This window comes from Micromonospora zhanjiangensis, assembly GCF_042650605.1.
In the GTDB taxonomy this organism is placed as follows: Bacteria; Actinomycetota; Actinomycetes; order Mycobacteriales; family Micromonosporaceae; genus Micromonospora_J; species Micromonospora_J zhanjiangensis.
The window spans coordinates 268,361-280,981 of record NZ_JBHSBN010000006.1; the positions used below are offsets into that span (position 1 = coordinate 268,361).

Consider the following 12,621-nt stretch of genomic DNA (forward strand, 5'->3'; position numbering starts at 1 on the left):
GACGTGCGTATCTCAGACTGGCCGGGCTACTGGGCCGGTGGAGCGTTCAGATCCCCGCGCCGTTAGCCGATCCGCAGTGCCGCCCCGGCCACTACCGACCAGCCTCGACACGGGTCCTCCCAGCGCGAGGCTTCCCTCGATACCCTGAGGGGACCGGCTTGCCCACCGGCGGATCCTGTCGGGCACGAAGGGATTGTGCCGTGACACCCAACCCTCTCGCGAAGAGCCGGCGGCTCAGCCGCGCCTTGGTCGACCTCCGCGACAAGGCTGGCTACGGGCAGACCGAGCTGGCCCGCCGTAGTGGCGTCAAGCCATCTGTCATCAGCCGCTTGGAGAGTCCGGGCGAGCCGGGCCGCCGGCCGAACATCCTGTTCGTTCGCAAGCTTCTCGACGCCCTCGACGTCCCTCGCGGCTCGGCCGAGTTCGTTCAGATCGAGCAGTTTGCCGAGGCCGCCGCCGATCGCCGCTGGTGGGATGAGCCGCGTTTTGCTCGGATGGGCGAGGGGCAGAAGACGTTCGCGCTTGTCGAACTCGGTGCCACCGGCATCGACGAGTACGCGGCCGGCCTCCTGCCCGGCCTGGTCCAGACGGCGGCATACGCGCGCCATCGGATCCTTGCAGGCCACGGCGACGATGTCGTAGCCGCGGTCGCCGGGAGGCTGGGCCGTCAGCAACAGCTTGCGACGCAGGGCACGACGTATCGCCTGGTACTCGAAGAGCAAGCCGTCCGGCGATATCCGGTGCCGCCAGGGGTGATGCTCGACCAGCTTCGTCACCTCTTGGCCCTCGCCGACGAGCCCGGCTACAGCGTCCGGGTGGTGCCGGTCGATGCGAAGCTCGGTGACGGGCCAGCACCGCGCGCACCGTTCGCCCAGATGGCGTATCCCGGGGACGATCCGTCAATTGTGATCGTGGACGGGGTGACGGATCCGCATCTGGTCACGTCGGTTGACGAGGTGGCGGAGTACGCGCAACTGCACCAGCGGCTGCGCGAGGCGGCTCTGTCCGACAAGGACAGCGTCGCCTTCATCAAGCAGGTGGCCAAGTCCCTGGCTGCCGCGACCTGATCTGGAGGGACCGCATGTCCGGCTCGCGTAGCGAACAGTTCACCAACTGGCGACGGTCGACCCGCAGCGGCAACGAAGGTAACTGCGTGGAGGTTGCCGAGAGCATCCCTGCGGTGGGGGTTCGGGATAGCAAGGACCCGGGCGGTCCGGTTCTGACCTTCGAACGCCACGCGTTCGGCGCCTTCGTTGGTGCCGTAAAGGCGGGGGATCTTCGTCGCTGACGTGTAACTTCCACAGTGGAGCCGGTGCCGGAGGGTGCCGGCTCCACCTTTTGCGCATCACGGGCAGTGAAACTCTTGTGACCTTGAGGAACGCCTGCCATCGTGGGATTTGCTGCTCGGGAAATTCCCGAGCGTAGGGTTGCCGCGGCGAGCACGTCTCCATCAGCACCGAGTACGGCCGCCGCCGGGGTTGCCCAATCAGCCGGGCGTGGCGGTCCGTCCCCGAACTCCTTCCGCCGTGCCTCAAATCGGTCCGGCGGCACGCCCTGATGCTGGGGAGCGGACAGCGTGCCGCCGGACCCTCGTTACGGAGGTACGCACGTGCGCATCTCACTCCGACGGCAGGACCCGATCCTGGCAGCGCGGACCGAGATTCTCGAAGCCGCTGGCCAGGATGACGCCGAAGAGGCCGCCCAAGCGCGCACCCGTCTGCTCGAACAGGCGCGCAACGACACCAGCGACCGGTACGGCAGGCCGACCGGCCGGATCGGCGGCAACCGGTGACCGGCACGGACGAGCCGGTGGACCGGTCGAGTGTCGTGCGGGCGGTCCGGCTGACGTTCGCGGCTCACGACTGTGAGCCGGGCATGGCCCGCCAGCGTCGCTGTGACCGGTGCACGGACGACGGCTGCGCGCAGCTCGACTGGGCCGAGCGGACTTGGCGCGACTTCGGCCGGGGTGGTCAGCGGTGAACCGTACGCTGACCCGGGGCCCGCTATGCCTGACCTGCATGGGCGCCTGGGAGATGGGCATCCACGAGCGGCACGAACGGTGCAAGGGTGCGCTGGTCCGGCTCGGTCGGGTGCTCCAGTGCCGCTGCTGGTGCTGGGACGGTGCCGGAGTCTCCGCCCTGGTGGCGGCGCACGGCGACCAGCCGGCCGAGCGGCGTCTGTCCCGGGCTCGGACGACCGGCAGGCCGCAGCCGTGACGCCCGATGACCCGCGCCGCGGGCGACTCCTCTACTGGCTCGTACTGGCCCTCCTGGCCGCCCTCATCATCACGGGCACCATCCACGGCCACAGCCACCCCGGACGCTGACGCGAGTCAACGCTGACACTTTTTCGGTAGCCCACCCGGCGTGTCGAACCGAAAAAGTGCCAGCGTTCCCCGCGTCCCTGCAGGGACGACCGAACCCAGTGATCGTTAACGTCTGAGGCGGTGGTTGACCGGCGTGTCGGACGGCTGAGACGTTAACGATCAACGGGGCGCCGGCAGGTGGCGACGCCGGACGGCGGGTCAGTGGTGGGCAACGGTCTGGTCGGCGGGTTGCCGGCGGGGTGGCAGGGCCAGGGCCAGCGTGAGCGTCAGCGTGAGGCAGCCCAGCAGGAAGGCTAGCGCCAGGGCGGGCTGGCCGAGCCACTCCCACGGGAGATGCCAACGGTAGTGCGGTTCGTCGAGGTGGTGCGAGAGCAGTTGCGGCGCGGCCACCAGGATCGGGGCCCACCACAGGAACATCGCGAAGCCGTACAGGAACTTTGCCAGGGCCTGGGCGGCCGGGTGGGCTCGTTCCGTGCGGCGGCTGGCCCAGCCGAAGAGGCACCAGGCGCCCAGGGTGCCCAGGAGGAAGGAGGCGACGCCGGCGGGGTACGCGCTCCAGGGGGTCGCCCGGGTCATCCCAAAGTTCATCACCGGCGTCGTCGTGTCGTCGGCGATGTGCACTTCGAGGATGTTGTCGGCCCGCTGGGCGTAGACCGTGATGTTCATCGGTATCGACGTAGGGTCGCAGCGCGGGTCGTCGGGAATGCAGGCGTACAAGGGGGAGTAGACCGGTTCGCTGTAGGCCCAGCCGGCGGCCTGGAGTCGTTGCTGGAGTTGGGCGAGGACCTGTGGGCGGTCGGTCGGTAGTTGGCCGAAGGACCCGCCGACGGTGGCCAGCGAGTACTCGCCGCCGTCGCCCAGCAGCAGGTCGTCGAGGGAGTTCCAGCTCAGCGGGCCGTCGTAGATGAGGAACACGGCGGCCGGGTCCTGCGTGTCGAGCTGGCTCACCGGCTGGTCGGGGTAGAGCTGGTGGACCGCCGCGGCGAAATCGTTGTGGTCGAGTGGGCGGGAGCCGAGCCAGGCGAGCCAGGTGCCGAAGGACGCGGCGAACAGACCGCAGACCAGGGCGAAGATCGTGGCCCAGGCGACGACGGTGCGGCTGGCCGGGCGGCCGAGGCGGGCGCGCAGACCGTGTCGGACGAGGTTGGCCGCCACCCGCGGGATCCGCCTGGCGGGTGCGACGTCGCGTACGGTTTCGAGGATTTCGGCACCGCGCTGCCGACGGTAGTCGCGCGGGTAGGCCAGCAGTAGCCAGCGGTGCATGGACGCTCCCTGGGACGGTGCGGCGGATGAGGAAGGTCAGGCGGGGTTGGGTCGCAGCCCGCGCAGCCGGGACTCGGCGGCGGTGGCCAACTGGCGCAGCCGCTCGGTCTGGCGCGCGAGTTCGGCGCGGCCGTCGGCGCGCAGCCGGTAGTAGCGGCGCAGCCGCCCGTCGACGACCTCTTCCTGGCTGAGCTCGATCAGGCCCTGCGCGGTCAGCCGGTCCAGGGCGGTGTAGAGGGTGCCCGGTAACAGGGTGACGCGGTCGCCGGAGAGGAGGCCGACCTCCTGGATGATCCCGTAGCCGTGCCGTGGTTCGTCAGCCAGCGCGGTCAGGATCAGGAACGTGACCTCACGCATCTCCTTCACCCGAGCAACATATATTGCTGATCAATGCATCGTCAACGGGCGGGCCCGCTGCCACGCGGCGGGCGACAGCGGGCTGGGGAATCTGAGTGTCACCCGGACGACACTCAGATTCCCCAGCCGGCGGTCCTGGCCGGGCGGGTTGGTCAGATGGTCGTCGGGGGTGTCGCGGGTTCGGCCAGGGGATCACTCTCGTCGGGGTGGCCGGTCCGCTGTTCGGGGGCGGACGCCGCCGTCGGCGCCGAGGCCGGCGGCCAGTACGTGGACAGGGCGACCGGCGTCGGGCGGACCAGGCCGGCCGGGAACGGGTACGCCGGTGGCACCGCCCCGAGGTCGGCGAGCAGGTTTACCAGGGCCTGCTGGAGCACCGGGCTGACCGCGCTGGTGCCGGAGCGTTCGTGCACGTCGTCCAGGCCCCAGGCGTACTGGCAGGTGCCGAAGCCGAAGACGGCCGCGCCGGTGCCGGTGTTGCGGTATGCGGTGAGCGCGTGCCCGAACGTGCCCGAGTTGACGTAGGCGGCGCCGTTGTCGTCGGCCAGCGAGCTGTCGATCTGGACGGACAGCTGGGACAGCCGGATCAGCCCGGCCGGGCGTTCGGTGGCGCTGGTGTCGGCGGGCTCGTCGGCCTCGAAGCCGACGATGCCGGGCGGGCTGTCCCAGGTCTGTCCGGTGCCCAGCGCGGCGACCGCGGTGTTGCGCCACAGCGGCGACGCCGCGTACGTCGCGGGCACCGACAGCCGGAACGCGTTCACCCCGTTGAGCCGGAACCGGGTGCCGGTGAGCAGCGCGGCCGGCCGCCGGTCGGTGTTGAACGGCCGGGTGTCCTGCCAGGTGCCGCTGTACTGCCCGGTCGGGTTGAGCTGCCCGTCGAGGCTGTCCTTCCAGCAGGCGTACGACCGGCGGTCGGTGTTCCAGCGGATCCGCCAGAAGGCCTCGTTGCCGGACATGAACAGCAGGTGCGAGCGGGCGGTCGAGCTGTCCCGGGCGCCGACGAAGGCGTCCCGCATCCCGGCCGACCAGTACTCGTCGTGCCCGGAGCTGATCACGGCGGCCCGGCCGAGCAGCAGCGACGGGTCGACGTCCACCTGTGCGCAGGTGAGGTAGTCGACGTCGTAGCCGAGCCGCTCCAACCAGCGCAGCAGCGGGTACTCGGCGTTCCACAGGGTCGTCTGCGGCAGGTGCAGGCGGGTCACCAGCGGCCGGTCGTAGGAGACCGCCCGGGTCCGTTGGTCGTTGTTCCAGCTCCACGACTGCTGGGTGCCGATCCCGTAGATGCTCTTGCCGTCGAACGGGGCGGCCGGGTTGGCGCCGGCGTGGTTGTACGCCTGCCAGGTCGAGTCGCTCAGCTTGACGGCGATCGCCGCCTTCCGGCCCGGATCGGTGACCACGAACGGTCCGATGTGGCTGGCCATGGCCGGGTTGTCGGTACGGGCGATCTTGATGACGTACACCCCCGCGGCGGCGGTCGCCGGGACCGACCACGACCCGTTCGCCGACCAGTTGGCGCAGGACACCATCCCGGTGGTCGGGTCGGTGGTGCCGGTCGGTTGGCTGGTCTGCGCGCCCGACACCGAGTCGACCTCCCGACCGCCCTGCCCGCCGTAGTAGCCCAGCCGGTACACCTTCCCGGTCCAGGCCGAGTTGGGGCTGTGCACCTTGAGGGTGAGCGTCGAGCCGCGGGTCACGTTCATCGCCGTGGCGAATCCCTGGATGCTCGGGTGCCCGGCGCCGTCGACGTCCCAGGCCATCGTGCCGGTCAGCCGGTTCTCCGCCTCCACCGCCGTCTGGGCCGGTGGGACGCCACCGCCACCGGCGGGGGCCAGGGCGAACGCGACGATCTGGAACCGCCCGCCCTCCGGCAGTCCGCTCACCGTGATGGCGTATGACCCCGCGGTCGGCGCGACGCCCGAGATGACCGCGAGCCGGACCTTCTCGTAGCCGTACCCGTTTGCCGCGACGACGTTCTCGACGGTCAGTGGCGCGGCCACGGACGGCACCCACGGCCACGGGTTGTCGAAGGTGGACAGCGCGAGGTAGATCCGGCAGCCGTCCACCGCCGTGACGATCGGGTCCAGGGTGAACGTCTCGGCCAGGCCGATCGTGACGCCGTTGTAGACCAGCGGCGTGCCGTGCAGGCCCCCCACGTCGTCGCGGGACTCGGCCCAGCCGGCGAGGCTGCGCGGGGACAACGACGATCCCGGGTCGCGGCCCCAGGTCAGCGAGGTTTCCCCGCCCGCCGCGGTGCGCGACGCCCCGGACAGCTCGCCGACCGTACCGACCGGGCCGGCGTGTTCGGTCCAGCCGGCCGGCAGCGCGATGGTCGCCGCCGAGGAGGCGAACGCCACCAGGCGGTGCCCGGCCGAGGCCGGCTGGGGAAAGGTGATCGTGTGTTGGGTGGTCGCGGACGCTGCCGCGTAGGTTGTTTTCCAGTCTCGTGTCACGGTTGCCGCCTTTCCGCGGAATCCGTCTGTCCCTTGTGGCTTTCCCACGCCGAGCGGGGGGTGTCCTACGCCGCGCGGGTCGTTGCGATCCCGCCGGCTCCGCGTCCGTCGCCCGTCGGCGTGCTGTCGCGGGTACGCCCGACCGGTGGGCTGCAGCGCGTCCCGGTGTTGCCGGGCGGATCCGGTTCCGGTCGGTCCGGCGTCCATGCTGGTCCGCCGCGTCGTCGACCGTCCAGGCCCGACTCGCGTCCCGCCTGTCGGGAAGCGGATAAATCGGCGAACGTGAAAGCTGTCAACCGGTCATCGGTTTCGCGGGTCCGGCCGGGCGGCAGTGGCCGGGCGTCGGCCGACCGGCGGGCCCTGGGCCGGCCGGTCGCTAATCGTGACGGTGTTGTCGCCGAATGCGACGACTGGTGCCGCTAACCGCGGCGGTTGGTGTTCCGCTTCATGACCAGCAGGACGATGCCCGCGATCAGCGCCGTCGACGTGATGAGGCAGCAGAGCACCGCGAGATGCCACGGCCGGAGAGCACCCATGGCGGGCACTGTACCGGTGACGATCGCCGCCCCGCCGCCCCGCGTCCACGGGTGGGGTGGCTGCGGTTGGGTAAGTGTCCGCCACGACAGGTTTTGCGGAAGGATGCACCCATGACCCTTGATCGACCGATCGCCCCGGACCCGTACGAGTTGCTCCCGCAGGTCCAGACGTTCACGCTGACCAGCGAGGACGTCGCCAACGGGGAGCCGATGGACGCCGAGTTCGCCCATGACAGCGTGGGCGGCGGGAACGTCTCGCCCCAGCTCGCCTGGTCGGACTTCCCCGCCGAGACCCGCGGTTTCGTCGTCACCTGCTTCGATCCGGACGCGCCGACCGGCAGCGGTTTCTGGCACTGGGTGCTGGTGAACCTGCCGGCGTCGGTCACCCAGTTGCCCCGGGGCGCCGGCTCCGAGGCCGCCGCCGGCGGGTTCAGCGTGCGCAACGACTACGGCGCGCAGGGTTACGGGGGCGCCGCGCCGCCGCCGGGGGACCGCCCGCACCGGTACGTCTTCGCCGTGCACGCCCTGGACGTGGAGCGGCTGGAGGTGACCCCGGAGGCGACCCCGGCGTACGTCGGTTTCAACCTGACGTTCCACACCCTGGCCCGGGCGGTCATCCGCCCGACGTACCAGGTCAAGGACTGACCCGGACGGCCCGCTCGCCGGTGCCGCGACCTGGTTCGCGGCGCCGGCGGCCCGGCGTGCGGTGCGGTCAGCCCGGCACGCGGGCGACCGCGAAGACCGACTGCCCGAACGGCGGCTTGACCAGTTGCTCGGCGGCCTTGGTCGCCGGCAGGACGAGGGTGTCGTAGACCTTGACCATCGGCCCCTCCTTCGGCATCAGGCGGAACACCTTGGTCGCCATGAAGTAGCCGATCAGGCCGAGCGCGTTCGCGTAGTGCAGCTTCTCGACGGTCAGGCCCGCGTCGGTGAGCGCGGCCCGCATCGTCTTCTTGGTGTAGCGGCGCACATGTCCGGTGGCGATGTCGGCCGGGCCCATGGCGAACTCGAACGCCGGCACGATCAGCACGATCGCCCCGCCGGGCCGGACCAGGTCGCGCATGCTGCGCAGCGCGCCGACGTGGTCCTCGATGTGTTCGAGCACGTTGTACGAGACGGCGGCCGAGTAGTCACCCCGGCCCGAGTGCGGCAGCAGCATCTCCCGCACCTCGATCTTGGGCTCGGTGGCGAGCCGCTCCTTGAGCGCGATCAGCCGCTCCGGGTCGGCCTCGGTGGCGGTGAACCGATCGAAGTGCGGCGCCCACTCCAGGGCGTAGTCGCCCAGGCCGCTGCCGATCTCGATCGGGTTGTCGCCGAGGTACGGCACGGCCAGTTCGACGAACCAGCGCCGGTGGTTCACGGCGGTGGCGAGCCCTTCGAGTACCTCCGATTGGACCCGTTGGTCTCCCGTGATCTCTGCCATGCGTCGATTCCTCACGAATCTGAACTCGACCTGCACCCGGACCGACAGAGTGAACCATCTCAGCACACTGTATGGAAATCGGAGGTACGCAATGCGGACGAATGCCTGTTTTTCCGGCGACTAACCCTGGACCGTAGCACGCCGTGCGTGCAAGGTCCGCTACGCCCCGAAACGCTACGACAAAACCTCGCAGAACGTGTGCCGGCCCGCCGGGCGGGTCCCGCCGCCGGGCGGCACGTACGCCCTCAGGCCGTGCGGATGCAGCAGCCCGAGCAGATCTTGGGACTCGGCAGGGTGAAGGCGAGACAGCAGGTCTTGCGCTGCACGGTCAGCTCCCCGGTCGGTCCGGGAATGAGTTCGATCAGGTCGTCGACGCCGAGCGTGCCGAGCAGCGTCTGGACGTTCGTCGCGGACGAGCCGGGCAGCGCGTCGGCCGAACGCAGGATCGCCGTGGCGACGCCGGAGGCCAGCGAGCCGAGCAGGGTGCGCTCGCCGACTCGTACCTCCCGGCGGATCGCGGCGAGCACGTGCGCCAGATGGTCGTCCAGCAGCGTGGAGCGCAGGATCGCCAGCAACTCGGCCTCGTCGGCCACCACCCGGACCTCGGGCGGCCCGGCCAGCGCCAGCGGATCGGTGGGCAGCACCGCCACCGGGGTGGACCGGCGCAGGCCGACGGTGAGCGACGGCCGGTGGTCCTCGAAGCGGACCAGCACGTCCGGCGCGCGCAGCAGCGGCACCCGACGGGCGGACGCCCAACCGAGCACCGCCGGCAGGGCCAGCCAGTAGCAGTACGTCTTCCAGGTCAGCGCGGCGGCGGCCGGCGGCTGGGCGTTCCAGCGCCGACGGGCCGAGGCGAGCAGCTCCGGCATCCGACCGCTGTCGGTGAGTGCGGTGGCGGGGTGCCAGTCGGTCTCGTCGGCGACGAGCAGGCCGGGATGCAGGCCGGGCAGGTCGTCGGTGCCGAAGGTGGTCCGCAGCACCGAGGTGACCGGGGCGAGCGGCGGGGCCGCCGCGGCGCGGTCGGCGAGGCGGATCATGCGGAGCCGCCGGCTCGGAGCGACCGTCGGTCGCGCGTCGAGATCACTGGACTCCGGTCCCCCCGTCGGCTGCCACCGGCCAGGTCGGCCGGCTCGGTAAGGTTAGGCTAACTTCCGGTACGAGCTAAGGCAAGCCTAACCAGAACCGGGGCGACGGGAGGGCGATACTCGATGCTCTTGGTTATCTTGTCAAGATAAAAGTCGGGAACGGGGCAGTTCTGCCCGGCTGCGTAGTGCGCCCAGCACACTGAGATTCCCGGCCACATGAGGAACCCATGACCACCTCGCCCATCGAACGGGCTGCCGACTCGTTCGCGGCGGAGCTTGCCCGGCGGCGGGTCGCCCGGGGCATGACCAAGAAGCAACTCGCCGCGCGGATGGGCTTCGACCCGTCGTACGTCAGCCACGTGGAAGGTCGTCGACACCGACCGACGGAGGACTTCGCCCGGCGGGCCGAGGCGGTCCTCGGCGCGGCCGGCGCCATCTGGCAACGCTTCCAGGAGTACGACGAACTGCGGCACGCGCGGGCGACCACGACCGCCCACCGCGACCCGCCGGCACCGGGCCAGTGGCTGCCACCGGGCACCGGGCTGATCGTCGAACAGGAGGTGGCCACCCTCACCTACGTCGACGACACGTACCGGTGCGTCATCCGCCGGGCGCTCTACAACGCCGGCACCGATCCGGTCACCCGCTACCTGGCCCGGATCGCGGTGGACCGCTTCCCGAGCGACCCGGGCCGGTCCAACCGGCACCACCGCGAGCACCCGTTGACCTTCGCCGAACTCACCCTCGCGGCGTACTGCGAGGGGGAGGGCACCCGGGAGCCGATGGAGTGGCGCAAGAAGCACGACCGGGACGCGTTCAAGGAAGTCTGGCTGCTGTTCGAGAACGAGAACGGCAAGTTCCCGCTCTACCCGGGCAACCGGGTCGTCATCGAGTACGCCTACACCGTCAACCAGGAGAAGTGGGGGAACTGGTTCCAGCGGGCCGTCCGGCTGCCGACCCGGCAGCTCGTGGTCCGGCTGGACCTGCCGGCCGACCTGGACCCACAGGTCTGGGGGGTGGAGACGTCGCTGTCCGCCGAGGAGGGCCCGCTGCGTACGCCGGTGACGCGGGCCGAGGCGAACGGACGGGTGACGTACGAATGGTCCACCGACGAGCCGCCACTGAACGCCCGCTACCGGCTGGAGTGGCGGTTCCGCAACCCGCCGCGGCCGCCCGCGGCGGCCGGTCCGGTCGGGACGAAGGCCAGCGACCGGTTGCGCGCCGCCGGGATCGCGCAGCTCGGTGACGACGTGCTGCGGCAACCGGTACGCCCGTTCGACCTGCCCCGGGAGGAGTCCGAGGCCCGGGCGGTGATCGACCAGCTGCGGGCGGCCCTGGACCGGATCGACGACCTGCACCCGCTCAACACCGGGGTCGGCCTGGCCGCCCCGCAGCTCGGCCTGTCCCGGGCCGCGGCGATCGTCCGGCCACCGGACCGGGACGCCGACCCGATCGTGCTGCTCAACCCCCGGATCGTGGACGCGTCGCCGGACACCGACGAGCAGTACGAGGGCTGTCTGTCCTTCTTCGACCAGCGCGGCCTGGTGACCCGGTCGCTGCGGCTGGACGTGGAACACGCCAACGTCGACGGCGGGCCGGTGATCACGTCCTTCGAGTTCGCGGTGGCCCGGCTGGTGGCGCACGAGATCGACCATCTGGACGGGCGGTTGTACGTGGACCGGATGGCGCCGGGCATCCCGCTCGTGCCGATCGAGGCGTACCGGGAGACCGGCCGACCCTGGCAGTGAGGATTCGACCCCGGCACCGACGCGGGGTGCCGGGGTCCGGGTCCCGCGGGCAGGGACCCGGACCCCGGCGGGGGGAGGGAAGGTCAGACGGTGCCGAACGTGTCGTAGCGAATGGACTCCGCCGGCACCTCGTGTTCGGCCAGCACCCGCAGCGCGGAGCGGACCATCGTCGTGGAACCGGCCACGAAGCAGTCGTGCCCCTTCCACGGGCCGTACCGGGCCAGCACGTCGGAGACGTCGCCCTGCTCGCCGTCGAAGCCGAGGTCGTCGCTGCAGCAGGGGACCACGGACAACCACGGGTGCCGGGCCGCGATCCGGTTCAGCTCGGGCAGCCCGTACAGGTCCTCCCGGGTACGGCCGCCCACGAAGACGTGCACCCAGCGGGTCCGGTTGCCGCGGCTCAGCTCCTCCACCAGCGCCTTGATCGGGGCCAGCCCGACCCCGGCGGCCACGCACACCACGTCCCGGGTCGAGGTCGGGTCCAGCGTCATCGACCCCATCGGCGCCGCCAGCCGGAGCAGGTCACCCGGCTGGACCTGCCGGACCAGGGCACCGGACACCCAGCCCGCGCCGAGCACCCGAACGTGGAACTCCAGGACGTTGTCCTCGCGCGGGGCGTTGGCGATGGAGTAGGTGCGCCACAACCGGGGCCGGTGCCGGGGTGCCTCCACGCTGACGTACTGGCCGGCCCGGTAGGGCAGCGGGTCGAGCAGCGGACGGCAGGTGATGACCGCGATGTCGGTGCCGCGCCGCTCGTGGCCGAGCACCTCGGCGTTCCAGTACGGCGGGTTGTCGTCCGCCGCCGCGCCGGCCTGCATCCGCTCCGCCATCGCCGCGTACGCCTCGGTCCACGCCTGGTCGTACTCGACCGTCCACTGGTCGCCGCCGAAGGTCCGCAGGGCGTGCAGCAGGGCCGCGCCGAGTGCGGTGTAGTGCTCCGGGCGGACGTGGAACTTACGGTGGTCGCGACCCAGCGACCGCAGGAACTCGTCGAACCGCTCGGGATCGCCGACCGATCCGGTGGCGGCGACGATGGCCTCCAGCAACCGCTCGCGCTGGACGGACATCTGCACGGGGAACAGGGTGCGCAACGTCGGATCGGTGACGAAGAGCCGGGCGTAGAAGTGGCTGGCGAGTTGGTCCCGCCGATCCTCGACGAGAACCCAACTCTCCTTCAACAGCCGCGCAAGGTTGTCCATTGACGTCCTTCTCGGTATTGTCGAGCGTCGGGTGCGCCCCGGCGCCGACCGTGACGACCGTGACGACCGTGGTCGGTCGATATCGACTTTGATCCGCGCGGATCAAAGTCGATGCGGATCAAATTTGTGTGCTCTGTAACGAGCATGAACACGTAGCGTCGCGGCGAGTCGCACAATCTGTGCGATTCGGGTTCCCACTGACGGGTCTCTGACGGACACATCGCCGCAAACCAGTAC

At 70.8% G+C, this 12,621-nt stretch carries 12 protein-coding genes; 6 read left to right on the forward strand and 6 right to left on the reverse strand.

What is annotated here, in order from left to right; translation table 11 throughout:
• Positions 1 to 200: 200 nt before the first annotated feature.
• The 4 genes from ACFOX0_RS11990 (at position 201) to ACFOX0_RS12005 (ending at position 2,216) form a co-directional block, all read left to right on the forward strand.
• Positions 201 to 1,067, forward strand: coding sequence for a helix-turn-helix domain-containing protein (locus ACFOX0_RS11990; protein ID WP_377544784.1), 867 nt, complete (start codon positions 201 to 203; stop codon positions 1,065 to 1,067).
• Between the two features lie 14 nt (positions 1,068 to 1,081).
• Positions 1,082 to 1,288, forward strand: coding sequence for a DUF397 domain-containing protein (locus ACFOX0_RS11995; protein WP_377544786.1), 207 nt, complete (start codon positions 1,082 to 1,084; stop codon positions 1,286 to 1,288).
• A gap of 321 nt (positions 1,289 to 1,609) precedes the next feature.
• Positions 1,610 to 1,792, forward strand: coding sequence for a hypothetical protein (locus ACFOX0_RS12000; protein ID WP_377544788.1), 183 nt, complete (start codon positions 1,610 to 1,612; stop codon positions 1,790 to 1,792).
• Positions 1,793 to 1,976: 184 nt separating this feature from the next.
• On the forward strand, positions 1,977 to 2,216 hold the full coding sequence (locus ACFOX0_RS12005; RefSeq protein ID WP_377544790.1) for a hypothetical protein: 240 nt from the start codon (positions 1,977 to 1,979) through the stop codon (positions 2,214 to 2,216).
• A 308-nt stretch (positions 2,217 to 2,524) separates the two neighbouring features.
• Here ACFOX0_RS12005 and ACFOX0_RS12010 read toward each other — a convergent pair whose 3' ends face one another.
• The 3 genes from ACFOX0_RS12010 to ACFOX0_RS12020 all read right to left on the reverse strand — a co-directional run bounded on the left by ACFOX0_RS12010 (position 2,525) and on the right by ACFOX0_RS12020 (position 6,393).
• Complete coding sequence (locus ACFOX0_RS12010) at positions 2,525 to 3,589, reverse strand: hypothetical protein (protein WP_377544792.1); 1,065 nt, start codon at positions 3,587 to 3,589, stop codon at positions 2,525 to 2,527.
• Between the two features lie 36 nt (positions 3,590 to 3,625).
• Positions 3,626 to 3,946, reverse strand: a complete 321-nt coding sequence (locus tag ACFOX0_RS12015; RefSeq protein WP_377544902.1) for a PadR family transcriptional regulator — start codon at positions 3,944 to 3,946, stop codon at positions 3,626 to 3,628.
• A 152-nt stretch (positions 3,947 to 4,098) separates the two neighbouring features.
• Positions 4,099 to 6,393 carry a N,N-dimethylformamidase beta subunit family domain-containing protein gene (locus ACFOX0_RS12020; protein WP_377544794.1) on the reverse strand — a complete coding sequence of 765 codons (2,295 nt, stop codon included), beginning with the start codon at positions 6,391 to 6,393 and terminating at the stop codon, positions 4,099 to 4,101.
• Positions 6,394 to 7,040: 647 nt separating this feature from the next.
• Here ACFOX0_RS12020 and ACFOX0_RS12025 point away from each other — a divergent pair.
• Entirely contained in the window at positions 7,041 to 7,574 is a 534-nt protein-coding gene (locus tag ACFOX0_RS12025; protein ID WP_377544796.1) for a YbhB/YbcL family Raf kinase inhibitor-like protein, read from the forward strand.
• Between the two features lie 67 nt (positions 7,575 to 7,641).
• Here ACFOX0_RS12025 and ACFOX0_RS12030 read toward each other — a convergent pair whose 3' ends face one another.
• Together ACFOX0_RS12030 and ACFOX0_RS12035 are read right to left on the reverse strand one after the other, a co-directional pair.
• Positions 7,642 to 8,352 carry a class I SAM-dependent methyltransferase gene (locus ACFOX0_RS12030; RefSeq protein ID WP_377544798.1) on the reverse strand — a complete coding sequence of 237 codons (711 nt, stop codon included), beginning with the start codon at positions 8,350 to 8,352 and terminating at the stop codon, positions 7,642 to 7,644.
• Between the two features lie 245 nt (positions 8,353 to 8,597).
• Positions 8,598 to 9,389: an IucA/IucC family C-terminal-domain containing protein gene (locus ACFOX0_RS12035; RefSeq protein ID WP_377544800.1), complete on the reverse strand. Its 792-nt coding sequence runs from the start codon at positions 9,387 to 9,389 to the stop codon at positions 8,598 to 8,600.
• A 275-nt stretch (positions 9,390 to 9,664) separates the two neighbouring features.
• On the opposite strand from ACFOX0_RS12035, the gene ACFOX0_RS12040 reads away from it, so the two are divergent.
• Complete coding sequence (locus ACFOX0_RS12040) at positions 9,665 to 11,185, forward strand: peptide deformylase (protein ID WP_377544802.1); 1,521 nt, start codon at positions 9,665 to 9,667, stop codon at positions 11,183 to 11,185.
• Positions 11,186 to 11,268: 83 nt separating this feature from the next.
• Here the strand turns inward: ACFOX0_RS12040 and ACFOX0_RS12045 are convergent, their stop codons facing one another.
• The gene (locus tag ACFOX0_RS12045; protein WP_377544804.1) at positions 11,269 to 12,384 is read right to left on the reverse strand and encodes a globin domain-containing protein; all 1,116 of its coding nucleotides are present in this window, start codon (positions 12,382 to 12,384) and stop codon (positions 11,269 to 11,271) included.
• Positions 12,385 to 12,621 lie beyond the last annotated feature (237 nt).

Excerpts from the sequence above, each read along its gene's own strand:
- ACFOX0_RS11995 (WP_377544786.1), top strand. The coding sequence starts at position 1,082 with ATGTCCGGCTCGCGTAGCGAACAGTTCACCAACTGGCGACGGTCGACC.
- ACFOX0_RS12010 (WP_377544792.1), bottom strand. The coding sequence starts at position 3,589 with ATGCACCGCTGGCTACTGCTGGCCTACCCGCGCGACTACCGTCGGCAG.
- ACFOX0_RS12015 (WP_377544902.1), bottom strand. The coding sequence starts at position 3,946 with ATGCGTGAGGTCACGTTCCTGATCCTGACCGCGCTGGCTGACGAACCA.
- ACFOX0_RS12025 (WP_377544796.1), top strand. The coding sequence starts at position 7,041 with ATGACCCTTGATCGACCGATCGCCCCGGACCCGTACGAGTTGCTCCCG.
- ACFOX0_RS12030 (WP_377544798.1), bottom strand. The coding sequence starts at position 8,352 with ATGGCAGAGATCACGGGAGACCAACGGGTCCAATCGGAGGTACTCGAA.
- ACFOX0_RS12035 (WP_377544800.1), bottom strand. The coding sequence starts at position 9,389 with ATGATCCGCCTCGCCGACCGCGCCGCGGCGGCCCCGCCGCTCGCCCCG.
- ACFOX0_RS12040 (WP_377544802.1), top strand. The coding sequence starts at position 9,665 with ATGACCACCTCGCCCATCGAACGGGCTGCCGACTCGTTCGCGGCGGAG.
- ACFOX0_RS12045 (WP_377544804.1), bottom strand. The coding sequence starts at position 12,384 with ATGGACAACCTTGCGCGGCTGTTGAAGGAGAGTTGGGTTCTCGTCGAG.